This window comes from Citrobacter sp. C348 (assembly GCF_047467975.1).
Lineage (GTDB): Bacteria > Pseudomonadota > Gammaproteobacteria > Enterobacterales > Enterobacteriaceae > Citrobacter > Citrobacter gillenii.
In genome coordinates, this window is record NZ_JASJUJ010000002.1 from 54,911 (window position 1) to 77,954 (window position 23,044).

At 56.0% G+C, this 23,044-nt stretch carries 21 protein-coding genes; 10 read left to right on the forward strand and 11 right to left on the reverse strand.

Features of this window, described 5'->3' with window-relative positions:
* The first annotated feature begins 11 nt into the window (after positions 1-11).
* The 3 genes from QNN86_RS04185 to QNN86_RS04195 all read left to right on the forward strand — a co-directional run bounded on the left by QNN86_RS04185 (position 12) and on the right by QNN86_RS04195 (position 3,243).
* On the forward strand, positions 12-1,040 hold the full coding sequence (locus QNN86_RS04185) for a sugar phosphate isomerase/epimerase family protein (RefSeq protein WP_181219144.1): 1,029 nt from the start codon (positions 12-14) through the stop codon (positions 1,038-1,040).
* The gene (locus QNN86_RS04190; protein WP_414210680.1) at positions 1,037-2,188 is read left to right on the forward strand and encodes a Gfo/Idh/MocA family protein; all 1,152 of its coding nucleotides are present in this window, start codon (positions 1,037-1,039) and stop codon (positions 2,186-2,188) included. Before QNN86_RS04185 ends, QNN86_RS04190 begins: the two co-directional genes overlap by 4 nt.
* A gap of 74 nt (positions 2,189-2,262) precedes the next feature.
* On the forward strand, positions 2,263-3,243 hold the full coding sequence (locus QNN86_RS04195) for a LacI family DNA-binding transcriptional regulator (RefSeq protein ID WP_414210681.1): 981 nt from the start codon (positions 2,263-2,265) through the stop codon (positions 3,241-3,243).
* 3 nt (positions 3,244-3,246) lie between these two features.
* Here QNN86_RS04195 and QNN86_RS04200 read toward each other — a convergent pair whose 3' ends face one another.
* The 4 genes from QNN86_RS04200 to QNN86_RS04215 all read right to left on the reverse strand — a co-directional run bounded on the left by QNN86_RS04200 (position 3,247) and on the right by QNN86_RS04215 (position 6,278).
* Complete coding sequence (locus QNN86_RS04200; protein WP_414210682.1) at positions 3,247-4,491, reverse strand: mechanosensitive ion channel family protein; 1,245 nt, start codon at positions 4,489-4,491, stop codon at positions 3,247-3,249.
* 64 nt (positions 4,492-4,555) lie between these two features.
* Positions 4,556-5,209 (reverse strand): oxygen-insensitive NAD(P)H nitroreductase, encoded by a 654-nt coding sequence (gene nfsB / locus QNN86_RS04205; RefSeq protein ID WP_181618854.1) that lies wholly within the window; start codon positions 5,207-5,209, stop codon positions 4,556-4,558.
* A 119-nt stretch (positions 5,210-5,328) separates the two neighbouring features.
* Positions 5,329-5,697 (reverse strand): MmcQ/YjbR family DNA-binding protein, encoded by a 369-nt coding sequence (locus tag QNN86_RS04210; RefSeq protein WP_096757953.1) that lies wholly within the window; start codon positions 5,695-5,697, stop codon positions 5,329-5,331.
* The gene (locus tag QNN86_RS04215) at positions 5,697-6,278 is read right to left on the reverse strand and encodes a TetR/AcrR family transcriptional regulator (protein WP_096757952.1); all 582 of its coding nucleotides are present in this window, start codon (positions 6,276-6,278) and stop codon (positions 5,697-5,699) included. The genes QNN86_RS04210 and QNN86_RS04215 overlap by 1 nt, the downstream gene beginning before the upstream one ends.
* Positions 6,279-6,467: 189 nt before the next feature.
* On the opposite strand from QNN86_RS04215, the gene QNN86_RS04220 reads away from it, so the two are divergent.
* On the forward strand, positions 6,468-7,580 hold the full coding sequence (locus QNN86_RS04220) for an MBL fold metallo-hydrolase (protein WP_135912413.1): 1,113 nt from the start codon (positions 6,468-6,470) through the stop codon (positions 7,578-7,580).
* Between the two features lie 16 nt (positions 7,581-7,596).
* Entirely contained in the window at positions 7,597-7,938 is a 342-nt protein-coding gene (locus tag QNN86_RS04225) for a RamA family antibiotic efflux transcriptional regulator (RefSeq protein ID WP_045440915.1), read from the forward strand.
* 21 nt (positions 7,939-7,959) lie between these two features.
* Here the strand turns inward: QNN86_RS04225 and QNN86_RS04230 are convergent, their stop codons facing one another.
* A complete protein-coding gene (locus QNN86_RS04230) occupies positions 7,960-8,208 on the reverse strand; it encodes a DUF1158 domain-containing protein (RefSeq protein ID WP_115259141.1) in 249 nt (82 codons plus the stop codon).
* A gap of 66 nt (positions 8,209-8,274) precedes the next feature.
* Complete coding sequence (locus QNN86_RS04235) at positions 8,275-9,393, reverse strand: YbdK family carboxylate-amine ligase (protein WP_414210683.1); 1,119 nt, start codon at positions 9,391-9,393, stop codon at positions 8,275-8,277.
* A gap of 267 nt (positions 9,394-9,660) precedes the next feature.
* Here QNN86_RS04235 and QNN86_RS04240 point away from each other — a divergent pair, with 267 nt between their 5' ends.
* Positions 9,661-10,365, forward strand: a complete 705-nt coding sequence (locus QNN86_RS04240; RefSeq protein ID WP_414210684.1) for a GNAT family N-acetyltransferase — start codon at positions 9,661-9,663, stop codon at positions 10,363-10,365.
* An 83-nt stretch (positions 10,366-10,448) separates the two neighbouring features.
* Positions 10,449-11,528 (forward strand): alpha/beta hydrolase, encoded by a 1,080-nt coding sequence (locus tag QNN86_RS04245; RefSeq protein WP_181618858.1) that lies wholly within the window; start codon positions 10,449-10,451, stop codon positions 11,526-11,528.
* Here the strand turns inward: QNN86_RS04245 and entD are convergent.
* Complete coding sequence (gene entD / locus QNN86_RS04250; RefSeq protein WP_181618859.1) at positions 11,518-12,171, reverse strand: enterobactin synthase subunit EntD; 654 nt, start codon at positions 12,169-12,171, stop codon at positions 11,518-11,520. The two genes, QNN86_RS04245 and entD, sit on opposite strands and share 11 nt — an antisense overlap.
* Positions 12,172-12,220: 49 nt before the next feature.
* Positions 12,221-14,515, reverse strand: a complete 2,295-nt coding sequence (locus QNN86_RS04255) for a TonB-dependent siderophore receptor (RefSeq protein WP_181618860.1) — start codon at positions 14,513-14,515, stop codon at positions 12,221-12,223.
* A 252-nt stretch (positions 14,516-14,767) separates the two neighbouring features.
* On the opposite strand from QNN86_RS04255, the gene fes reads away from it, so the two are divergent.
* From fes to entF, 3 genes are read left to right on the forward strand one after another with little or no spacing between them, the layout of a single operon-like run.
* Positions 14,768-15,985 (forward strand): enterochelin esterase, encoded by a 1,218-nt coding sequence (fes, locus tag QNN86_RS04260; RefSeq protein ID WP_279277138.1) that lies wholly within the window; start codon positions 14,768-14,770, stop codon positions 15,983-15,985.
* Between the two features lie 30 nt (positions 15,986-16,015).
* Complete coding sequence (locus QNN86_RS04265; protein WP_096757939.1) at positions 16,016-16,234, forward strand: MbtH family protein; 219 nt, start codon at positions 16,016-16,018, stop codon at positions 16,232-16,234.
* On the forward strand, positions 16,231-20,121 hold the full coding sequence (gene entF, locus QNN86_RS04270; protein WP_414210685.1) for an enterobactin non-ribosomal peptide synthetase EntF: 3,891 nt from the start codon (positions 16,231-16,233) through the stop codon (positions 20,119-20,121). The genes QNN86_RS04265 and entF overlap by 4 nt, the downstream gene beginning before the upstream one ends.
* 70 nt (positions 20,122-20,191) lie before the next feature.
* Here entF and fepC read toward each other — a convergent pair whose 3' ends face one another.
* From fepC to fepD, 3 genes are read right to left on the reverse strand one after another with little or no spacing between them, the layout of a single operon-like run.
* The gene (gene fepC / locus QNN86_RS04275) at positions 20,192-20,989 is read right to left on the reverse strand and encodes an iron-enterobactin ABC transporter ATP-binding protein (RefSeq protein ID WP_096757937.1); all 798 of its coding nucleotides are present in this window, start codon (positions 20,987-20,989) and stop codon (positions 20,192-20,194) included.
* Positions 20,986-21,978, reverse strand: coding sequence for an iron-enterobactin ABC transporter permease (gene fepG / locus QNN86_RS04280; RefSeq protein WP_181618864.1), 993 nt, complete (start codon positions 21,976-21,978; stop codon positions 20,986-20,988). The genes fepC and fepG overlap by 4 nt, the downstream gene beginning before the upstream one ends.
* Positions 21,975-22,982, reverse strand: coding sequence for a Fe(3+)-siderophore ABC transporter permease (gene fepD / locus QNN86_RS04285; RefSeq protein ID WP_181618865.1), 1,008 nt, complete (start codon positions 22,980-22,982; stop codon positions 21,975-21,977). Before fepD ends, fepG begins: the two co-directional genes overlap by 4 nt.
* Between the last annotated feature and the right edge of the window lie 62 nt (positions 22,983-23,044).

Sequence of the window (23,044 nt, forward strand, 5' to 3'; positions counted from 1 at the left end):
CAGGAGGGGTTATGAGAACCATTAAGGGACCGGGGATTTTTCTGGCGCAGTTTATCGGCGGGCAATCCCCGTTCAATACCCTGGACGGGCTGGCGCAGTGGGCCGCGGGTCTGGGCTACAAAGCCATACAGATGCCGTGTAATCATGCGTCGCTGTTTGATGTTGAACAGGCCGCTGTTAGCCAGACTTACTGCGATGATATTCGTGGAATGCTGGCGCAGCACGGACTGACGATCAGCGAATTATCCACCCATCTCGAAGGCCAACTGGTTGCCGTTCATCCCACCTACGATGACGCTTTTGATGGTTTTGCGCCGCAGGCGGTACGCGGTAATCCTCAGGCCCGACAGGCGTGGGCGACGCAGACGTTACACCAGGCTGCGGCAGCCTCGCAAAAACTGGGGTTGACGGCGCACGCCACGTTTTCCGGATCGCTGGCGTGGCCCTATTTTTACCCCTGGCCGCCGCATAATGCGCAGCGTTTTGCCGAGGCATTTCAGGAACTGGCTGACCGTTGGCGGCCGATTCTCGACGGTTTTGATGAGCAGGGGGTTGATGTCTGTTTTGAAATTCATCCCGGCGAAGATCTGCACGATGGCATCACGTTCGAGCGTTTTCTTGCGCTGGTGGATAATCATCCGCGCTGCAATATGCTCTACGATCCCAGCCATCTGCTGTTGCAGCAGATGGACTATCTCGGATTTATCGACGCCTATCACTCGCGCATAAAAGCGTTTCATGTCAAGGATGCGGAGTATCGAGCCAGCAGCCGCAGCGGCGTCTACGGCGGTTACCAGCCGTGGATCGACCGCGCTGGACGCTTCCGCTCATTAGGCGACGGGCAGGTTGATTTCAAAACGATTTTCAGCAAGCTCACACAATATGATTATCCCGGCTGGGCGGTACTGGAGTGGGAATGCTGCCTGAAAGACGCAGAAACCGGCGCCCGCGAAGGCCGTGAGTTTATTCAGCGGCATATTATTCCGGTTTCATCCCACGCATTTGATGATTTCGCCGCAGGCGATGAGGTACGCAAATGATCCAGGTTGGCATTATTGGCAGCGGGTTTATTGGGCCTGCGCATATTGAGGCGCTGCGTCGGCTGGGGAATGTGCAGGTAGTGGCGCTCTGCGACAGTTCGCTGGCGGTGGCTCAGGCGCGGGCCAGTGTGCTACAGGTGCCTCATGCATATGGCAGTGTGGAAGCGCTGTTGGCGCACCCGGGGCTACAGGTGGTCCACAACTGTACGCCGAATCATCTGCATGCCGACATCAACCGGCAGATACTGCGTGCTGGACTGCACGTATTTTCTGAAAAACCGCTGTGCATGACCCCCGAAGAGGCCCATGAACTGGTGACGCTGGCGGAGCAGGCGGGGGTCGTGCACGGCGTGAGTTTTGTCTATCGCCAGTTTGCGATGGTGCAGCAGGCGGCCAGCATGGTACGCAATGGCAGCGTTGGACGTCTGTTTGCCGTGCAGGGCAGCTATTTACAGGACTGGATGCTGCTGGAGACCGACTACAACTGGCGGGTTGATGCGGCGTTGGGCGGCGGCTCGCGAGCGGTGGCCGATATTGGCTCGCACTGGTGCGACACGGTGCAGTTTGTCACCGGTAAACGCATTGTTGAGGTGATGGCCGATCTCGCGATCGTCTGGCCCACGCGGAAAGCGGACGTGGCCGGTGGCGCGACGTTTAATTCGCAGACGGTTGGTCGGCAGTTGGAGGATAAACCGGTGAGCACCGAAGACCGCGGGTCGGTGCTGGTGCGGTTTGACGACGGAAGCAAAGGCTGCTTTAGCGTCTCGCAGGTTAGCGCCGGGCGCAAAAACCACCTGAGCTTTGAGATTAGCGGCAGCCAGTGCGCGTTGAGTTGGGATCAGGAAACGCCGCAGCAACTGTGGGTGGGCCACCGCCAGCAGGCGAACCAGATCCTGACGGACGATCCGGGGCTAATGAATACCGATGTCGCCGCCAGCGCGCATTTCCCCGGTGGGCATATTGAGGGCTGGCCGGATGCGTTTAAAAATATGATGCTGCAGTTCTATCAGGCCGTACAGACAGGCCAAATGCCCGCGCCACAGGCCCGACGTTTTGCCTCGTTCAAGGATGGCGAAGATGTGATGTACATCATTGATGCGATTATAAAAAGCCATCAACAGCAGCGCTGGGTGTCGGTACAGCGTTAAACCGGTCCGGTTCGCCGGGCGGTGATTTTATGGTAGCCTCAGCACAAAGCGTAAACGCAGGATGTGTCGTCGTTATGTCTATTCAAAAAATCGCCCAGCTTGCCGGTGTATCGGTAGCGACGGTATCACGTGTGCTGAATAACAGTGAGTCCGTCAAGGCCAAAAACCGTGAACGTGTGCTGAAGGCTATTAAGGAAAGTAATTACCAGCCCAACCTGCTGGCTCGTCAACTGCGCACAGCACGAAGCTCGATGATCCTCGTAATGGTCTCCAACATTGCCAACCCGTTTTGTGCCGAGGTGGTGAAAGGTATTGAGGAGGAGGCGGAGAAAAATGGCTATCGCATTCTGCTGTGTAATTCCGGTTCGGATACAGCGCGTTCAAAGTCAGCGCTGAAGCTGCTGTCAGGTAAAATTGTTGATGGCATCATCACCATGGATGCCTTCTCAAAATTACCAGAACTGACCACTCTGATTGGCGACGCTCCGTGGGTGCAGTGCGCGGAATATGCCGATAAAGGCGCGGTTTCTTGTGTGGGCATTAACGATGTAGACGCCGCGCAGTCGGTGATATCGCATCTGGTCGATAAGGGCTATCGGCGTATTGCGCTGATCAACCATGACCTGAGCTACAAATACGCCCGTTTGCGTGAACGCGGCTACAAGGCGGCGCTGCATGCGTTATCGCTGGAGTATCAGGCGGTGGAGTACGCCCGTGAGTTAAGTTCCAGCGCCGGGATCGAGGCGATGGAAAATCTGCTGGCGGCCGAGGTGAAACCCGACGCGGTGTTTGCGGTATCGGACACGCTGGCTGCCGGTGCGATGCGTGCTATTAGCAACGCCGGATTACAGATCCCGCAGGATATCGCCGTGGTGGGCTTTGACGGTACGGAATTGGCCGAAATGGTTTCCCCACAGCTTTCAACTATTGAGCAACCTTCGCGTGATATTGGCCGCAAGGCGGTGGGGTTATTACTGAATAAAATCGATAACCCCGATGCCCCAACAGAAAGGGTGATGATGGACTGGCGCTATATTGCGCGCGCCAGTAGCTAAAGATTAACGCTGAAACTCTCCTGACAGGGCGCGAATATCATTCCCGGTCGGCGACTGATGAATACGTAATCCGAACTCTTCGACCACAGCAAAAATATGGTCGAAGATGTCAGCCTGAATACTTTCATATTCCAGCCACACCACCGTATTAGTAAAAGCATAAATCTCAATCGGCAACCCGTGGTCGTCCGGAGCTAACTGGCGCACCATTAACGTCATATCTTTGCGAATGCGCGGATGGTGACGTAAATATTCGTTCAGGTAGGCGCGAAACGTCCCGATATTGGTCATCCGGCGATGATTCAAGACGGATTCAGGCGCATCTAATTGCTGGTTCCACTCGTTAATTTCCTGAAGGCGCGTGGTCAAATACGGTTTCAGCAGATGCGCTTTATGCAATCGCTGGCGCTCATCTTCATCGAGAAAACGAATGCTGGTGGCATCGATGCTGATACTGCGCTTAATTCGCCGACCGCCGGACGCTGACATGCCGCTCCAGTTTTTAAACGAGTCAGAAACCAGCGACCAGGTGGGAATGGTGGTGATGGTATTATCCCAGTTGCGTACTTTGACGGTGGTTAAACCAATATCGATCACCGCACCATCTGCGCCGTATTTCGGCATTTCCAGCCAGTCGCCCAGTTTGAGCATATCGTTGGCCGAAAGCTGTATTCCGGCTACCAGGCCGAGGATCGGGTCTTTAAACACCAGCATTAAGACCGCCGCCATGGCACCCAGACCGCTTATCAGGATGGCGGGTGACTGACCAATTAGCAGCGAAATCATCAGAATGCCGACGAGGATCGCGCCGATTAACTTGATGCCCTGAAAGATGCCTTTCAGCGGCAACTGCGAGGCGGCGGGGAGTTTTTGCGACAGATTAAGAATAACGTCGAGCAGAGAAAAGACCGACAGCAGGGCGTACATCATGATCCACAGCTGGGCGCAGGTGACTAATATCTCTGCAGCTTCGCTGCCTTTTTGTAGCCAGAGCGCGGCCTGTATATTGACGATGATACCTTGCAGCGTAAACGCCAGGCGGTGAAATAGCTTGTTCTGCGTGATGATTTGCAGCCACAGGCGGGAGCTGGCGTTGGCGCGTTTTTCAAATGCGCGTAGTACCACCCAGTGCAAAATAACGTGAACAATAATGGCGGTGATAAAAATAATGCCAAAAATCATCACCAGCGAAGTGGTGTGATTCATTTCAATGCCGAGGTCTTCTACCTGAGATATCAATTCCTGCATAACGTCTCCTTAATAAACAGCGGTCTATGATGACCGCTGTGTGGAGGTTATGCAAATGTGAGGATCAGACTTCCGTCAGGGTAGTTTCCTGCGGCAGACGTGATTTTGGCAGCGCGGCGTTGAAGTCTTCTACGCTGTGATGGCCCACCGGGACGATAACCACGCTGGTGAAACCTTTTTCTTTCAGACCAAATTCTGCATCGAGAACCGCGGCATCAAAGCCTTCGATAGGTACCGCATCGAGGCCCATAGCGGCCACACCTAGCAGGAAGTTACCGACGTTCAGGTACACCTGTTTTGCCATCCAGTGCGCGTCATCCTTGAGATCTTTGCGGTGTAGATCGGCAAAGAATGTACGACCTTTATGGTTAGCTGCTTTGGCTTCCGGCGTGGCGAAACGACCGTCGACTTCTTCTTGATCCACCACACGTTCCAGCCATGCATCGTCCATCGCTGTTTTGGCGCAGAACACCACGACGTGGGACGCATCAAGGATTTTACGTTCGTTGAACACAAAACCGCCGGCAGCGGCTTTGGCTACGCGCGCTTTGCCTTCGTCAGTGCTGGCCACGATAAAATGCCACGGCTGCGAGTTGGTGCTGGACGGACTGAACTGCAGCAGCGTTTTTAATTTTTCTGCCTGCTCAGCGGTCAGTTTTTTGGTCGGATCGAATGCTTTGGTGGAGTAGCGTTTTAAGGCGACAGAAACAATATCCATAAAAACTCCTGGTCGTTTTTCTTACCCTGCGGGTGCGTTTTGTTTCAGCAGGGTACAGGGAAAGCGGCAAAAAGATAAGACAGAAAAAGGCATAAACACTTATCGGGGTTAGCGATAAATCAGACGGGACGCAGGCGTTTTTGTTCCCGCTTAGGTAGGCCGTCCACCACCCGATGCCACGAGTCGTTCACCAGGTCTGCCAGTAAGGACTCGGTAATATCGTCACCGGGATAAACTGAAATCCAGTGTTTTTTATTCATGTGATAACCGGGTTCAATACTGGGGTAGATCTGCTGATTGAGTAGCGACTTTTGCGGGTCTGACTTCAGGTTGACCAGCGGGCGTCCGTGATGCTCTGAGACCAGCATAAAAATCTTGCCGCCGACCTTAAAGACGTCGTATTCCGGGCCAAACGGCCAGCAGTGTTCGGTAAACGGCAGTTCAAGCGCAAGGCGTTTTGCGCACGCATGTAATGTCTGACCGTCCATTATTTTTCCTCGCGGGTGAGGGCGCGCCACATGGTTTCAAACCCCATGGCAATGTATTCATCGGCGCGGGCAGGGGTGCGGGTAGCAAATTCCATTGTGGTTTCAGCCAGTGACAGAAAAAACGCGTCACCAAAGGCGCGATACTCGTCGGACATAAACTCCGGGCGCACCGAGCGATGACAAAAATCACGCAGTTCGGGGAACATATCCTCAGCCCGTTGCTCGGTTTCTTTGGTGATTTTCTCGCTGACGGCAAGCTGACGGATGGCGCGATGTCCGGCGGTGTGATGCAGGCCCCAGCTAATGTAGCTATTCCAGATGAAGTGAATCATGGTTTTGGCATCGGTCACTGAACGGTCCAGATTGACCATCATTGACTGGCACATATCGTGCTTTAAATGGAGGTAAAGTTCGTTGATAAGGTCATCTTTTGTTGCGAAATAGCGAAACAAAGTTCCCTCAGCAACGCCTGCATTGCGGGCAATGACGGCGGTAGAGGCCGCAATGCCGGACTGCGCAAATGCTGTGGTTGCTGCTTCCAGTAATGCCAATTTTTTATCTTCACTCTTCGGACGAGCCACTACACTTTACCCTTAAGCCTGTTAAAAACACGATTGAATCACGGCCTTCGCAGCACCGCAACGGTGAATGTCAAAGATTGAAAATCATCTTGACGGCGAACTTGCGATTTCTATAATGAGTGCTTACTCACTCATAATCAAGAGTCAGTCGCGCAAACCAGCGGGAAGGGGCGCGTTTAAGGTCAGGATATGAGGCGTCTCACAGTTTGTGTGGTTGTTATTATGCTCATTGCTGCAGCTGCAAGTTTACCGTTTGTACTCAATGCCGGATTCGGTCAGGCGCCGCAAGGGGCACAACTGAGTGAGGTTGAACAGTCACCACACTACCGTGACGGACAGTTTCATAATCAGGTGCCCACGCTGGGTTACACCGGCAACAAAAGCATGCTGGCAGCCTGGTGGGAATTTCTGGTCGCGAAGCGCGAAAATGCCCGCCCTGCGCAACCATTGCCGCTGGTGGCAACCGAACTCGCGCGTCTGTCACCGCAGCAGGATACTCTCGTCTGGCTGGGTCATTCCTCGTGGTATTTGCAGCTGGCGGGTCAACGCATTCTGATCGACCCGGTATTGAGCAACTACGCTGCGCCGTTTTCATTTCTGAATAAAGCCTTTGCCGGGGAGTATCCGTGGACGGCTCAAAACATGCCCGAAATCGATCTGCTTATCATCTCGCACGACCACTATGACCATCTGGATCTTGCCACCATCAAGGCGTTGATGCCGAAGATTAAGCGGGTGATTACGCCGCTTGGCGTCGGGTCGCATCTGCGGTACTGGGGAATGAGCAGCGAGATAATTGAAGAACGAGACTGGAATCAGTCCGTCAGGGTGACGGACTCACTGATTGTGCATGTCCTGCCGGCGCGGCATTTTTCAGGGCGCGGTATCAAGCGTAACCAGACCCTGTGGGCCAGCTTTATGTTGGAAACGCCAGAGCAAAATATTTATTACAGTGGAGACTCCGGCTACGGGCCGCATTTTAAAGCGATTGGCGAACAGTTCGGCACGGTCGATGTGGCGATTATGGAGAACGGTCAATATGACCAGGACTGGAAGTTCATTCATATGATGCCGGAAGAGACCGCGCAGGCATCCGCCGATCTCCATGCCAAAGCCGTTGTGCCCGGTCATGCCGGTCGTTTTGTACTGGCGAAACATAGCTGGGACGATCCCTACAAGCGTCTGGCGCTGGCCAGCCGTCTCAAAGATTACCGTCTGCTGACGCCGATGCTGGGTGAGCCGGTAGTACTGTCCGAACCGGACCAACCGTTCACGGCCTGGTGGCAGCCAGCGGCTCAATGAAAAAAGGGAGATAACGATGACGATTTCTGCACAAGTTATCGAGACGATTGTCGAATGGATTGATGATAATTTGAATCAACCATTGCGCATTGATGATATTGCCCGCCACGCGGGATATTCAAAATGGCATCTGCAGCGTCTGTTTATGCAGTATAAAGGCGAGAGCCTTGGGCGCTACATTCGCGAGCGTAAGCTGCTGCTGGCGGCGCGTGATTTACGTGATACCGACCAGAAAGTGTACGATATCTGCCTGAAGTACGGCTTCGATTCGCAGCAGACCTTTACGCGTATCTTCACCCGTACGTTCAGCCAGCCACCCGGCGCGTACCGCAAAGAAAATCACAGCCGTACGCATTAAAGACATAGGGTTCTCGCGGGGTTAATCTGCCAGCGAGAACCAGCGTCGCCAGATAAAGCGCAGAATAAAATACTCAATCACCCCAAGCAGTAAAAACCACAAACAAAATAGCAACGTATAAAACTGGTTAAGATCCATCAAATGTAAAGTGGCGACGAGTTTTTGCGCCAGCACCAGGCCAAGCGAAGGCGCGGGCAGCAGCAGGCAGGACAGAAAGGCCAACAGCAGGATCCCGGCGGCGGTCATCAGTGATTCAAGCGGGTGTTTCATAACATTGTTAAACTTGAGTTAAAAGACCATTGTCCGGGATCTCCTGTGCTAACGCAAACCCCTTGCTTAACGCCCCGCCCAGATCTCACAATGTTTTTTCACCAGTCCGCTGAGCGATCCGCCATCGGCCACGAAATCACGCATGCGCTGCGCTTCGTTGTGCCCATTTTTTACCTGCTGGCGTAAGGCGTCAATGGCACTGACGGCACCCACTTTATCCGCCGAGGGGGCGACAAGCTCCAGCAATCGAAGCGTGTCATCCGCCAGGCGGTGATGAGTGCCGGTATGCACGTCGGTAACGATCCCCTCCAGTCCAAAGCGGCAAGCCTGAAAACGGTTAAATTTATACAGCAGGTAATCACGCTCCTGATGTTTGAAGGGACGCTCTTTCAACAACCAATGGGCCGTAGCCTGAATGAGTCCGGCCATGTTGATCGCATGCTCGAGGGTGAGCGGGGTATCCATTACGCGAACTTCTACCGTGCCAAAGTGCGGACTGGGGCGGATGTCCCAGTGCAAATCCTTAATGCTGTCAACGAGGCTGGTGTAGGCCAGTCGGCGAAATAATCCCTCAAATTCCTGCCAGTTGTTAACCCACGGCATCGGACCGTTATCGGGAAATCCTGAGAAGATATTGAGTCGAGCGCAGGCAAATCGCGTATCGGCTTCTTGCATATACGGTGAGGCGGCAGAGAGCGCAATAAAATGCGGTACAAAGCGTGACAGGCCGTGCAGCAGGTAAATGGCGTCGTCGCCGTGGGTACAGCCTATGTGGACATGCTGGCCAAACACCGTTGCCTGCTGGATGAGATAACCAAAGTTCTCCAGGTTGCGCCGGTAGCGCTCGTCATCGCACACCTCCTGACGCCGCCATGTCTGAAACGGGTGCGTGCCGCCGCCGCAGATGTCGAGGTGATACTCCGTCGCGGTCTGCAGGATTATCTGTTGCATGGCGGAAAACTCTGCTGCTGCCTGATCTATGTTACGACAGACGCCGGTTGCCATCTCCAGCATGCTTTCGGTGATATCGTGCTTCACTTCTCCGGCGGTGAGCTGCGGTTTTACGGTGTCAATCAGTCGGGAAGAGTCCTGGCTCAGGTCATAGCCTGGCGGATTAACCACCTGCATTTCCAGCTCAATGCCCAATGTAAACGGTTCGGAGACGTGAAAGTCGGGTAGTGACATAGCGTTCCCTTGAGCGTTGATTTTTAATCAGTATTTACTCGTCGTCTTTCGAGCCGCAGGTGCGTTGACAGCGCCTGCTCATCCTGGTCACTTACTTTAGTAAGCTCCCAGGAACTTGCAGTCTTGTCGCCTTCCTGCAACTCGAAATCCTTAGAGTATAGAAGGACTGACGGTTTTCCGTACGATCAGGGAAATCCACATCCTGCGCTTTGAACGCAAAATGACAGGTGCTATAACTGTTTTTTGCTTTCACAACGGGGGTGAGCAGTGCCGGAAATTAATCAGTATGGACAGACGGTAGGCGATGTCCTGCCGGACTGGAATGGGGCGTCAGTGCTACCTCGGGTTGTACTGGAAGGTCGTTATTGCCGTCTTGAGGTGCTGGATGCAGACCGCCATGCCGCCGATTTATTTGACGCCTATGCGCAAGCGCCGGACGAACGTGACTGGACCTGGCTTGCCAGCGAGCGGCCGACGAGCGTTGCGGTAGCGGCCCACTGGGTAAAAGGAAAATCTACTGACGCCGGGTTGGTTCCCTACGCGGTTATCGATTTGCGCTCGGGGCGCGCCGTCGGGCTGGTGTGCTTTATGGCGATGGACCGCGAGAACGGCTCGGTCGAAATTGGTCATGTAACCTGGTCGCCGCGGATGAAAAATACGGTGCTGGGGACGGAAACCGTCTGGCTGCTGCTGCGTCAGGCATTTGCCCTCGGGTATCGTCGTGTGGAGTGGAAATGTGACTCGCTGAACGATGCGTCGCGACGGGCGGCAGAACGCTTAGGTTTTGTCTTTGAAGGGCGTTTCCGCCAGAAAATTGTGCGCAAGGGCCGTAACCGCGACAGCGACTGGCTATCGATGATTGACGGTGAATGGCCACAACGTGATGCCGTTTTACAACGCTGGCTGGCCGCGGAAAACTTTGATGCGCAGGGTCAGCAGCGTCAGTCGCTGGCTGCGTGTCGGCAGGGATAACGCCGTCATCCGCCATAACCGTTCAGACAGATTATTAGCAACGGCTATACTCTTTCGCGAAACGGTTCAACGGAGAACGTACCATGAAATCAGGTAGCCGATTCGGGTTATCCGGCAAGGCCTTAGTTCAACCCGCCGTAGTCGCCATGGCGGCGAATCTTTTCAGCGCGGCAGTCAGCGCCGACGCGTTGCAGGAGCAGCAACAGCGCTATCAGCAACGCTGGCAACAGGAACACGGCCCGCTGACGCAAGCCCCGCCAGCGCCTCTGGCGGAATTTCTCGCCGCCCAACCCGCGACGGACAAACCGGTTTACGACACACTCAGTTCGCGAGCAGGATTAGCGGCGCTGACCAAAGCCAACGTCACCACTTCCGACCCCATGGCGGCGGTCATCAATGATGAAGTGGATACCGGGGAACGTCGCATCCCGGTACGTATTTATCGTCCGTCATTAGCCGGTTCGCCAGCGGTGCTGGTGTTTATTCACGGTGGCGGACACCTGAGTGGGTCAGTGGAGGTCTACGATCCCGTGGCCCGGCATCTGGCGACGGCAACCGGCAATACGGTGGTGTCGGTCGACTATCGGCGGTCACCGGAAAACCCGTATCCGGCAGGTCTCTCTGATGCTAAAGCCGTGGTCGAAAATGTCTATTCATTGCTCGAGCGTCAGCACATACCCTATCAGGGTCAACTGACCCTGGTCGGTGACAGCGGTGGCGGTGCTTTCAGCGCAACGCTCGCCGCGTCGCTTTCCCGTCATCAGCCGGGGCTGATTAATCGGCTGGTACTGATCTACCCGAGTCTGGATTACACGCCAGGCTGGCCATCCGTGAAGGAAAACGGCACAGGGAAACTGCTCGATGAAAGCAAGATACGCTGGTACTTCCAGCAGTATTTCCAGAACGATGAAGATCGTAAACTGGCATCACCGCTCTATTTTCCATTGCGTAAAGATTTTCCGGCCACACTACTCTTTAGCGGCGGGCTGGATCCGTTGCGCGATGAGGATTTTGCCTTTGTTGCCAAACTGCAAGCTGAGGGCATTCCCGTACAGCACGTTCACTTTCCGGGGATGATCCATGCCTATCTGATGCTGGAAGATAAAGTCCCGCAGGAAGCGCAGGCCACGTATCAGGCGATTGGTGAGTTTGTTAAAAAGTAGCGTCACATAGGGTAATGACGCTGTTATCGCGAGAGACCCAGCGCACGTTGACGTTCAATCCGCCGAGGTTTGACGAAAATGACGGCATTATTCGCACCATTAAGTGATTGGTGGTGAGGGCGATGATTTTGGCGCTGGCAAAGCCCGGCAGTCCGCGAGTTTGCGCACTGAACGCTTTATATACGCTCTCTTTGGCGGAGAACGCCAGGGTTAAGGCGAGCGGAAAGGGGACCAGGCAACCTTGCAAAACCTGTTGTTCATGGTTGTCGATAATACTATCAGCCAGTTCGGCAGCGGTGTCGGGTGTAAAAATAGCGTCAATGTCTAGCCCAATGGGATGCGGCGAGACAACCGCCAACGCGGTCGAAGCGCTATGGCTGATGCTGCCAAACAGACCTGGTGGCCACAGCGGTTGGCGGCGCTCGCCGATGCCGGGTACGGTTTTACTGCCATATTCGCGCAGCGCATGGACGGCGGCAATACGCCCCGCTAAATGCTCAGCTTGTCGTTTACGCCCGCAGGCTGCGAGCTGGGCGTAATGAGGAAGCCACAGCAGATCGTGTTCATGCAGGCTGTCGGGGGCAAATTCGACGAGATGCAGCGTATGGCTGGCGAAGGACAGTGGGGTGTGGATTGTGTGCATGATGGCTCACGAATACCCTCTCCTCAATGGAGGAGAGGGTAAAACGTTATCAGAAGTGCGTATTAACGCTCATATACCACGTACGGCCCGGTTCGTTATAGGTGTACGCGCCTGCGCCCGCCATATAGTCGCCAGTTTTGATATCGCTGGTGGTTTGGGCATTCCCTTCGCGCCACAGACGTTTGTCAAAGACGTTATCCACACCGCCGGTCAGGCTGACGGTTTTGGTCACATCCCAGGTCGCGCTCAGACCGACAATGCTGTACGGGCTGACTTCCTGAGCTGAACTGCCGGTGACCGGTTTACCCTGATAATCGTATTTCTTCGGCTGCTGTTTTCCATACCAGGTGAAGGTGGACTGCAAGGACAGATCCTCGCGTGCCTGCCAGCTCAGCGTGGAGTTCAGTGTATACTCAGGAATAATCGACAGGCGCTCGCCGGTCTCTTTATTCTTACTCTGCAGCATGTAGGTGATGTTGTTGGTCCAGTTGACGGTCTCGCTCACCGGCACGTTCAACGTCCCTTCCAGGCCTTCTACCACTGCTTTAGGCACGTTTTCCCACTGATAAATATCGGTGTAGGTTGTTGTTGTTTTACCCGTAGTCGGGTTTTTCTGGGTAATTGATGTTCTGCTTTGCGGTACAGTTCCTGCCTCGATCTTGTTACGGTAATCGTTGCGGAACCAGGTAACGCCCGCCAGCCAGCCGTCACGTTTGAACTCCAGACCAATCTCTTTGTTGATACTGGTTTCGGCTTTCAGGTCATCGTTACCCATCATGTAGCAGCCAATACCGCTGGCAGAACCGGTGGCATAGCACCCCTGGCCTTTGCTGTACAAAATATAATTCGGGTTAGTCTGGTACAGGCTCGGCGCTTTATAGGCCCGCGCGATGCCCATTTTCAGGGTAAAGTCGTCGCCCAGACCCTGAGACAGGTTCAGCGACGGACTCCAGTTATCGCCCACGATACTGTGGTGATCGAAACGCAGGCCCGGCGTTAGCATGGTGCTGTCGGTCAGCTCCATGTTGTTTTCAGCAAATAGGGAGAAGATCTCTGCGTCTGAATAGGGGCTGCGATCGGTGCTGCTGGCGCCGGGTATGTTTCCGCCCATAAAGGTCTGGGTATTGGACGTCATATCTTTCATACGCTGCTGGTTCCACTCGGTACCAAGCGTCAGGTTCTGATTAACCCACAGATCGAATGGAATGCTGATTTCGCTGTGCAGGGTGACATCTGCCAGGTCAGTGTCGGTAAATTGATTACTGTTAAACAGCCCCTCAAGACCGCCTGCCAGGCCTTCACCCAAACGAGAGTTACGGGTGTGTTCGTATTGCGCCCAGTTGCTGGTGGTAATGCCGTTGTCCCAGCCGCCGTTCCATGTCAGCGCATAGTTCTGGCGGTACATACGGTTGGTTTCTTTACCGTAGTATTTTTTTACCAGCCCACTGGTTTTGTTATCGTTGTTAGTATTCTGGGTATCGCCAGCGTACAGATTGCCCTGACGGCTGTAACCCGCTTCAAATTCCAACGATTGCATTGGCGCAAAATCCCAACGCAGCAGGCCGTTGATGTCTTTGTTTTTTACCCCTTCACGACCCGCGGGCATGGTATCGGCGTATGACCCCGTACGTGCAGATTGATGACCCTCGTTGATGTCCCAGGCGTCAGCCTGCGTTTTATCAAGATTACCGTTCAGACGGAAGCTGAAATCCCCGCCCAGTGGGCCATTCAAACTAAAGTTGGTGCGTTTGGTGGAACCTTCTTCTTTGTGTTCCGGGGCGTTGAAATAGGTATTCCAGGAACCATGCCATTCGTTGCTGCCTTTTTTGGTGATGATATTCACTACACCACCTGCAGCGCCGTTGCCGTAACGCGCCGCAGCAGGACCACGCAGCACTTCAATGCGCTCAATCATTTCAGGTGCAACCCAGGCGGTATCGCCACGGGTATCACGCTCGCCGCGCCAGCCCTGACGTACGGAGTTGCGGCTGGTGACTGGCTTGCCGTCGATCAGAATCAGGGTGTTTTCTGGCCCCATGCCGCGAATATCAATCTGACGGTTGTTGCCGCGCTGGCCGCTGGTTGAGTTACCGGTCAGGTTAACGCCAGGCATGGTACGGATGATTTCCGCCACATCGCGCGCAGGAGGATTCTTACGGATTTCATCAGCGGTGATGGTGGAAACACCAGGCGCCTGCAGGTTCTGCTGGGCGGCGGTAACGACGATGGTATCTTCATGCGAGACGGCGGTGCTATCGGTTTTATCTTCTGCCATCGCTGGCAGCGCTATCCCGTAAATCCCTAAATTGACCAATAAGGCCAGTGAATGAATCTTGTTGTTCATTGTATGTCCTGCTTTCTTTTAGCCACGTGAACCAATGTGCCGTTGTGGGGCATTTGGCCTGATGTCGCCCGCTCCTGCGAAAACCATCCGTTCCAGAAAAAGTTCGCAGCGTCAGGTCGGTTTATGAGTGGTGAAAAACTGTACGCGCTTCCCACAGCGCGACAATACGCTATTGCAAATGCAAATAGTTATCAATAATATTATCAATATATTTCACCATTAGATTTAAAATTGCACAATAAACATGGGGTTATGACGGTGACGGCGTTAATGATGGGAAGCGAGGCGTGGTGGCAGTCAAAAAATGGCCCGGAATGGGTGCGTGAAGACAGCGGAGATTACCGCGTCACGTTCTGGTGGCGTGACCCGCAGGGAACGGAAAAATACTCCACAATTCGCCGCGTGTGGGTCTACATTACCGGCGTGACCGACCACCATCAAAATGCCGTTCCCCAGTCGATGCAACGTATTGACGGTACAGATGTTTGGTGCTGGAGCATTACCCTGAACGCCCGCTGGCGCGGCAGTTACTGTTTCATCCCTTCGACACGAGACGACATTTTTGCCACGTTGAACGCTGGCGACACCCCGGACAGAACGTTACTACGCGAAGGCTGGCGACAGTTGCTGCCGCAGGCCATCGCCGATCCCCTAAATCCTCAGAGCTGGCAAGGCGGGCGCGGTCATGCGGTCTCAGCGCTGGAAATGCCCGACGCCCCCGTTCAGCCTGGCTGGGACAGTCCCCAACCTCCGGATTCACCAGCGCTTTGCTTGCAATGGCACAGCGAGAGGTTGGGCAATACGCGCCGTGTGTGGGTGTTTACCACCGGCGAGGCGAATCCCGGGGAACGTCCGCTGGCGGTCCTGCTGGACGGACAGTTTTGGGCGCACAGCATGCCGGTCTGGCCCGCGCTGACCTCACTGACCCAGCGACATCTGCTCCCCCCTGCCGTTTATCTCCTGATCGATGCCATCGATACATCTCATCGCAGCCGCGAGCTGCCGTGCAATGCCGATTTCTGGCTGGCGGTGCAGCAGGAGTTACTGCCGCTGGTGAAAGCGACTGCCGCGTTCAGTGACGATCCGCAGCGCACGGTCGTCGCCGGGCAAAGCTTTGGGGGCTTATCCTCGCTGTATGCCGGTCTGAACTGGCCAGAACGTTTTGGCTGCGTGCTCAGCCAGTCCGGTTCTTACTGGTGGCCGCATCGCGGTGCTCATCAGGATGGGATGGTGATTGAACAACTGAGGGCAGGAACGTTGAGTGCGCAGGGGCTGCGTATTGTTCTGGAGGCCGGAATTCGTGAACCGATTATTTTTTGCGCCAATCAGGCGCTCTTCGCACAGTTACCACATGCACCACGGTCTATTTTCTGGCGTCAGGTTGAAGGTGGACACGACGCGCTTTGCTGGCGCGGCGGCTTAATGCACGGGCTGATGACGCTCTGGCAGCCGCTCACCGACACGATTTAACCGGACGATGTTCCACGACAGGAGTTGAGTATGGAATTCAGTAACCCTTTCGATAACCCGCAGGGTCAGTTTTACATTCTGCAAAATCCCCAACGTCAGTTTAGCCTTTGGCCGCAGCAGTGCTCGCTTCCTGCTGGTTGGGCCATCGCATGCGAACCGCAATCCCAGGAAGCCTGTCAGCAATGGCTGGCGGAAAACTGGACCACGCTAACACCTGCAAATTATGCCGATGTACAGGAGGCCGAATGACTCAGCGCTTACCGTTAGTCGCGGCCCAGCCGGGGATCTGGATGGCGGAAAAACTCTCCATCTTGCCTTCAGCATGGAGCGTCGCGCACTACGTGGAATTAACCGGGGAGCTGAACGCGCCGCTGCTGGCGAAGGCGGTTGTCGTCGGTCTGGGGCATGCTGATACCCTGCGTATGCGGTTTAGCGAAGACAACGGCGAGGTTTGGCAGTGGGTTGATCCCGCTCTCACTTTTGCTGAGCCCGAGATTATCGATGTCCGTGACATGGCCAGTCCGCACGACGCCGCACGGGCGTTGATGCAGGCTGACGTGCAACAAGACATTCGTGCCGATGGCGCAAAACCCCTGGTCTGCCATCAACTTATTCAAGTGGCAGATAACCGTTGGTACTGGTATCAGCGCTATCATCATTTGCTGGTGGATGGCTTCAGTTTTCCGGCGATTACCCGCCAGATAGCCGCAATTTACCGCGCATGGCAGCACGGCGAACCGACGCCGGAATCACCTTTTACCCCCTTTGCCGAGGTGGTGGAAGAGTATCAGCAGTATCGCCACAGCGAGGCGTATCAACGTGACGGCGCATTCTGGGCCGGGCAGCGAGATCAGTTGCCGCCACCGGCTTCGCTGTCGGGCAAACCCCTGCCGGGCCGGGCGACCAGCGCGGATATTATTCGCATGCAGTTGACCGCCCCCGACGGCGTATTCCGCCAGCTTGCCGCGCGCATGCCTGACATTCAGCGTGCGGATTTAGCGCTGGCGCTGGTGGCACTATGGTTGGGGCGTTTATGCAGCCGGATGGATTATGCCGCCGGGTTTATTTTCATGCGCCGCATGGGATCGGCAGCGCTAACGGCAACCGGGCCGGTGTTGAATGTGCTGCCAGTCGGTGTGCATCTTGATGCCGCGGAAAGCCTACCTGAACTGGCAAAACGACTGGCCGGGCAGCTCAAGAAGATGCGTCGTCATCAGCGTTATGATGCGGAGCAAATTGTGCGCGACGGCGGGCGAGCGGCCGGTGAAGAGGCGCTGTTTGGTCCGGTACTGAATGTGAAAATCTTTGACTACCAGTTGGATCTTCCCGGCATCCAGGCACAAACCCATACGCTGGCGACCGGACCGGTTAACGATCTTGAACTGGCGCTGTTCCCGGATGAAAACGGCGGTCTGAGCATTGAGATCCTCGCCAATAAGCAGCGTTATGATGAGGCGACGCTGGCGCAACATGCGTCGCGTTTAACCGCGCTGATGGGCCAGTTCGCTGAAAACCCGGCGCTGCGCTGCGGTGATGCTGAAATGCTGTTGCCGTCAGAGCAAGAACAGCTGGCGAAAATCAACAATACGGCCGTTGATATTCCGTTCACCACGCTCAGCGCGCTGGTGGCGGAACAGGCCGCGAAAACACCGGATGCGCCGGCGCTGGCCGATGCTCGCTATCAGTTCAGCTACCGCGAAATGCGTGAGCAGGTTGTTGCACTGGCGCAGGTGCTGCGTGAACGCGGCGTGCGGCCAGGGGACAGCGTTGCCGTGGCCTTACCACGCTCTGTGTTCCTGACGCTCGCACTGCACGGCATTGTGGAGGCGGGGGCTGCCTGGCTGCCGCTGGATACCGGCTACCCGGACGATCGTCTGCGGATGATGCTGGAAGACGCGCGCCCGTCGCTGTTGGTCACCACCGAGGAACAGTTGTCCCGCTTTCGCGATATTCCTGGGCTGGACAGTGTGTGCTATAACGCGCCGCTGTCTCGCGAGGATATCTCGCCGCGTGCGGTGTCGCGTCCAGAGCATACCGCCTACATCATCTTTACCTCGGGATCGACCGGCAGACCAAAGGGAGTGATGGTGGGGCAAACCGCCATCGTTAACCGCCTGCTGTGGATGCAAAATCACTATCCGCTGACCGCCGATGATGTGGTGGCGCAAAAAACGCCGTGCAGTTTTGATGTCTCGGTGTGGGAATTTTTCTGGCCGTTTATTGCGGGCGCAAAGCTGGTGATGGCGGAGCCTGAGGCGCACCGTGACCCGCTGGCGATGCAGCGGTTCTTTGCGCAATATGGCGTGACCACCACGCACTTTGTGCCGTCGATGCTGGCGGCGTTTGTCGCCTCGCTGACGCCGGAGACGGCGCGGGAAAGCTGCGCCACGCTGAAGCAGGTGTTCTGCAGCGGCGAAGCCCTGCCAGCAGAACTATGCCGCGAGTGGGAACAACTGACCTACGCACCGCTGCACAATTTGTACGGCCCGACCGAAGCGGCGGTGGATGTCAGCTGGTATCCGGCATGCGGAGATGCGCTTGCCGCCGTGACCGGCAACAGCGTGCCGATTGGCTATCCGGTCTGGAATACTGGCCTGCGGATCCTTGATGCCATGATGCGCCCGGTACCCGTCGGCGTGACGGGCGATCTGTACCTGACAGGGATCCAACTAGCACAGGGATATCTTGGCCGACCGGACCTGACGGCAAGCCGTTTTATTGCCGATCCGTTTGTACCTGGTGAACGTATGTACCGTACCGGGGACGTGGCGCGCTGGTTGGATAATGGCGCGGTGGAGTACCTCGGGAGAAGCGATGACCAGCTAAAAATCCGCGGGCAGCGTATTGAACTGGGCGAGATTGATCGGGTGATGCAGACGCTACCGGATGTCGAGCATGCCGTGGCCCATGCCTGCGTATTCAATCAGGCGGTAGCTACCGGCGGCGATGCGCGCCAGCTGGTAGGGTATCTGGTGTCGCACTCGGGGTTGCCGCTGGATATTCCCGCACTACAGGCGAGACTGCGTGAAACGCTGCCTGCGCATATGGTGCCGACCGTGTTATTGCAGCTGGCGGAGTTACCGCTCAGCGCCAACGGTAAGCTGGATCGTAAAGCCTTACCGATGCCGCAGTTGACGCCGCGCACGGCAGGACGCGCGCCATGCCCGGGCACGGAGACCACCATTGCCGGGGCCTTTTCCGCGCTGCTGGGCTGTGAGGTTAATGATGTGGCGGCGGACTTCTTTGCGCTGGGAGGTCATTCGTTGCTGGCGATGAAGCTGGCGGCGCAGTTGAGCCGCGTATTTGAACGTCAGGTGACACCCGGGCAGGTGATGGTCGCCTCCACCGTTGAACAACTCAGTACGCTGTTGGACAGCAACGATGACGCACAGTCACAGCAACTGGGGTTTGAAGCGTTGCTACCGCTGCGCACCAGCCATGGCCCAACGCTGTTCTGCTTCCATCCGGCGTCCGGCTTTGCCTGGCAGTTTAGCGTGTTATCACGCTATTTGAGCCCTGAGTGGTCGATTACTGGCATTCAGTCGCCACGGCCCAATGGGCCGATGCAGACGGCAGCTAATCTCGATGAGGTCTGTGAATACCATCTTAAAACGTTGCTGGCGCAGCAGCCTCGCGGCCCCTACTATTTACTGGGCTATTCGCTGGGCGGCACGCTGGCGCAGGGTATTGCGGCACGCTTGCAGTCCAGGGGAGAGAAGGTTGCATTCCTGGGATTGCTGGATACCTGGCCGCCGGAAACGCAAAACTGGCAGGAAAAAGAGGCCAATGGGTTGGATCCTGCCGTATTGGCGGAAATCGATCGCGAACGCGAGGCGTTTCTGGCGGCGCAGCAGGGCAATGCGTCTGACACGCTGTTTAGCACCATTGAAGGTAACTATGCCGATGCGGTGCGTCTGTTAACCACCGCGCACAGCGTGCCATTTGACGGTCACGCCACGCTGTTTGTCGCTGAACGTACCTTACCGCCGGGTGTCAGCCCTGAACACAGCTGGTCGCCGTGGATAGCCAGTCTGGATATCTACCGTCAGGACTGCGCGCATGTTGATATTATTTCGCCGTCGGCGTTTGAGAAGATTGGGCCGATCATGTGTGAATTGCTTAACAATATTCGCTAGATATTAGCAAGCAAGGACGTTAAACCTTAATCGGGTAAGCCACGCCGCCATGGGTGGCTTACCTTGCATTTTACTTTGTACGCCCGAGAGGCACCACCAGTGGCGTTCCGGCCACCGGATCGTCAATAATCATGCAGCGCAGTCCGTAGATCTTTTCGATAAGCTGCGGCGTAACAATTTCCTTCGGCGCACCCTCGGCAATAATCTTCCCTTCACGAAGCGCGATTAAATGCGTGGCATAACGGCAGGCCTGGTTCAGATCGTGCAGCACGGCGGCCAGCGTATAGCCCTTCTCGCGGTTTAACTCGCTGAGCAGTTCCAGCAGATCTATTTGATGGCTGATATCCAGCCAGGTGGTCGGCTCGTCAAGCAGCATGATTGACGTTTCCTGCGCCAGCACCATGGCGATCCACGCTCGCTGGCGCTGTCCGCCGGAAAGCGTATCTACGCTTTGTGCTGCCAGGTGGGTGATCCCGGTAGCTTTCATGGCGTTCATCACCGCGTCTTCATCTTCTTTACGCCAGCGGGTGAACAGCGGCTGATGCGGATAACGGCCTCTGGCGACAAGCTCTTGTACGGTAATATCGCCCGGCGTAGTGGCGTTTTGCGCCAGCAGGCCAATGCGGCGCGCCACCTCTTTACTGGCGTAATGTTGAATATGTTCACCATCCAGCCACACCTTGCCGTGCGCTGGCGTCATCAGACGGCTCAATGTGCGTAGCAGCGTTGATTTCCCGCAGCCGTTGGGGCCAATAATGGCGGTGAAGTGACCGTCGGGGATCGACACGTCGAGGTTTTCTGCCACGGTAAACTTGCCATACCCTAGCGTTAACTGGTCGCCACGCAAACGGGCTACTGATTCGGTCATTTTTTGCGGGACTCCTGAATTAACAAGACGATAAGATAAATACCGCCGAGGCTTACGGTGACAACGCCGACCGGAAGCTGATAAGGCAAAAATAGCTGCTGGGCGCATAAATCGGCCATCAGCAGTAACAGCGCGCCGCACAGCGCTGACTGGGTTAATCCCCAGCGTGCAGTGCCGCTAAGGCGACGGGCAATATGCGGTGCGACAAGGGCAATAAACGAGATAGGCCCCGCCAGCGCGGTGGCGGCTGCGGTCAGTACTACCGCCACCAGCATCATCATTAAACGCGAACGTTCGACGCTGACGCCCAGCGCACAGGCGCTGTCATCGCCCATTTCCAGCAAGCGCAGGCGGCGTACCAGTAGCGTGGCGCACACCAGCATCACAATAATCAGCGGCGCGGATGGCCAGGTTTTCGCCCAGGTCAGACCGTTGAGCGATCCGGCGTTCCATAGACCGGCCGTCAGCGCGGTTTCTAAGGAGGCTTTCAGCAGCAGCCAGGTGTTAAACGCCACCAGCATGGCGCGAATGCCGATGCCGATGATAATCAGGCGGAACGTTTCTATACCGTTGCGCCAGGCCAGCGCCCAGACGACCAGCGAGGTCAGGACCCCGCCGAGCATGGCCGCCAGCGCAATGGCGGTAAGATGCTGGCCAAACAGCACCATCGCCACCAGCACGCCGCTCCAGGCGCCGGTATTGAAGCCCATCACGTCCGGGCTGCCCAGCGGGTTACGCATCAGTGACTGGAATATTGCGCCACTGACGCCCAGCGCCGCGCCAATCAGTAGTGCCATCAGTACGCGCGGTAAACGCCATTCCGTCACCACCAGCGTAATGTTGCGCGGTGCATCGCCCAGCAGGGCAGCAATGATCTGCTGCGTTTCCAGCGTCACAACGCCGCTACGCAGGCTCCATAATCCGACGGCGATACAGCCCACAACCAGCAGCAGGCAACTGATCATCAGTCGACGAGAAAGGTGCATCATGCGCCACCTCCACGCTGCTTACGGCGTACCAGAAAAATAAGCACTGGCGCGCCGATAAACGCACTGACCACCGATACGCGCAGCTCACCGGGCACAATCAGGCGACCGATAATATCGGCAATTAACAGCAGGGAAGGCGTTGCCAGTAAGGTGACGGGCAGCGACCAGCGGTGATCGGCTCCCACCAGCCAGCGCGCCATATGCGGCATCATCAGGCCGATAAAGGCGATAGGGCCGACAATCGCGGTCGCGCTTCCGCACAGGACGGTGATTACCAGCAGACCGATAAACTGCGTACGGGCGACTTTACTGCCCAGCGCGGTGGCGGTATCCGTGCCCAGGCTCAGACTGTTCAGGCCACGGCTGAGGAACAGGGCTACGGCTCCGGCGATCAGTACCGGGATCAGGACCACTTTCAAGGTTTGCAGACTGCGAATGTCCAGCGAACCGGCCTGCCAGAAACGCAGTTGATCGTAGACGTCAGGGTTGAGCAGGGCGATGCCGCTGGATAATCCCTCCAGTACTGCCCCCAGCGCCACGCCAGCCAACGTCAGGCGAACCGGGCTGAGCTGTCCACCCCCCTGGCTGCCGGTAAAGGCGACAATCAGCGACGCGGCTAGCGCCCCGGAAAAGGCCATCAGCAGTTGCTCTTGCGGGGAGGAGAAACCGAACAGCGAGGCCCCCAGCACAATGGCGAAGCTGGCACCAGAATTGACGCCAAGAATACCGGGGTCGGCCAGCGGATTCCGGGTCAGCGTTTGCATCAAGGCACCCGCCAGTCCCAGCGCGCCGCCTGCGAGTAGTCCTGCCAGCGTGCGCGGGAGCCGCGCGTCCAGCACGATGATGCAATCAGCGCTATGACAACTGCCGGTGAGCGCATCCAGCACCACGGAGGCAGGGAGCGACCTGGCGCCAATAACCAGACTTAATACCGTGGTGACAACAAGTAATAACAACAGTCCGGGCACGGCAAAGGCGCGTGTCGCGGAAACAGAGCATGACATATCAACTATCCTTGATAATGATAGTAATTATCGTTATCGATCTTATTTGGGTATGTTAGCAT

What these genes read in the sequence shown, in the direction of transcription:
- QNN86_RS04185 (WP_181219144.1), top strand. Translation starts at nt 12, where the DNA reads ATGAGAACCATTAAGGGACCGGGGATTTTTCTGGCGCAGTTTATCGGC.
- QNN86_RS04190 (WP_414210680.1), top strand. Translation starts at nt 1,037, where the DNA reads ATGATCCAGGTTGGCATTATTGGCAGCGGGTTTATTGGGCCTGCGCAT.
- QNN86_RS04195 (WP_414210681.1), top strand. Translation starts at nt 2,263, where the DNA reads ATGTCTATTCAAAAAATCGCCCAGCTTGCCGGTGTATCGGTAGCGACG.
- QNN86_RS04200 (WP_414210682.1), bottom strand. Translation starts at nt 4,491, where the DNA reads ATGCAGGAATTGATATCTCAGGTAGAAGACCTCGGCATTGAAATGAAT.
- nfsB (WP_181618854.1), bottom strand. Translation starts at nt 5,209, where the DNA reads ATGGATATTGTTTCTGTCGCCTTAAAACGCTACTCCACCAAAGCATTC.
- QNN86_RS04210 (WP_096757953.1), bottom strand. Translation starts at nt 5,697, where the DNA reads ATGGACGGTCAGACATTACATGCGTGCGCAAAACGCCTTGCGCTTGAA.
- QNN86_RS04220 (WP_135912413.1), top strand. Translation starts at nt 6,468, where the DNA reads ATGAGGCGTCTCACAGTTTGTGTGGTTGTTATTATGCTCATTGCTGCA.
- QNN86_RS04225 (WP_045440915.1), top strand. Translation starts at nt 7,597, where the DNA reads ATGACGATTTCTGCACAAGTTATCGAGACGATTGTCGAATGGATTGAT.
- QNN86_RS04230 (WP_115259141.1), bottom strand. Translation starts at nt 8,208, where the DNA reads ATGAAACACCCGCTTGAATCACTGATGACCGCCGCCGGGATCCTGCTG.
- QNN86_RS04235 (WP_414210683.1), bottom strand. Translation starts at nt 9,393, where the DNA reads ATGTCACTACCCGACTTTCACGTCTCCGAACCGTTTACATTGGGCATT.
- QNN86_RS04245 (WP_181618858.1), top strand. Translation starts at nt 10,449, where the DNA reads ATGAAATCAGGTAGCCGATTCGGGTTATCCGGCAAGGCCTTAGTTCAA.
- entD (WP_181618859.1), bottom strand. Translation starts at nt 12,171, where the DNA reads ATGCACACAATCCACACCCCACTGTCCTTCGCCAGCCATACGCTGCAT.
- QNN86_RS04255 (WP_181618860.1), bottom strand. Translation starts at nt 14,515, where the DNA reads ATGAACAACAAGATTCATTCACTGGCCTTATTGGTCAATTTAGGGATT.
- fes (WP_279277138.1), top strand. Translation starts at nt 14,768, where the DNA reads ATGACGGTGACGGCGTTAATGATGGGAAGCGAGGCGTGGTGGCAGTCA.
- QNN86_RS04265 (WP_096757939.1), top strand. Translation starts at nt 16,016, where the DNA reads ATGGAATTCAGTAACCCTTTCGATAACCCGCAGGGTCAGTTTTACATT.
- entF (WP_414210685.1), top strand. Translation starts at nt 16,231, where the DNA reads ATGACTCAGCGCTTACCGTTAGTCGCGGCCCAGCCGGGGATCTGGATG.
- fepC (WP_096757937.1), bottom strand. Translation starts at nt 20,989, where the DNA reads ATGACCGAATCAGTAGCCCGTTTGCGTGGCGACCAGTTAACGCTAGGG.
- fepG (WP_181618864.1), bottom strand. Translation starts at nt 21,978, where the DNA reads ATGATGCACCTTTCTCGTCGACTGATGATCAGTTGCCTGCTGCTGGTT.
- fepD (WP_181618865.1), bottom strand. Translation starts at nt 22,982, where the DNA reads ATGTCATGCTCTGTTTCCGCGACACGCGCCTTTGCCGTGCCCGGACTG.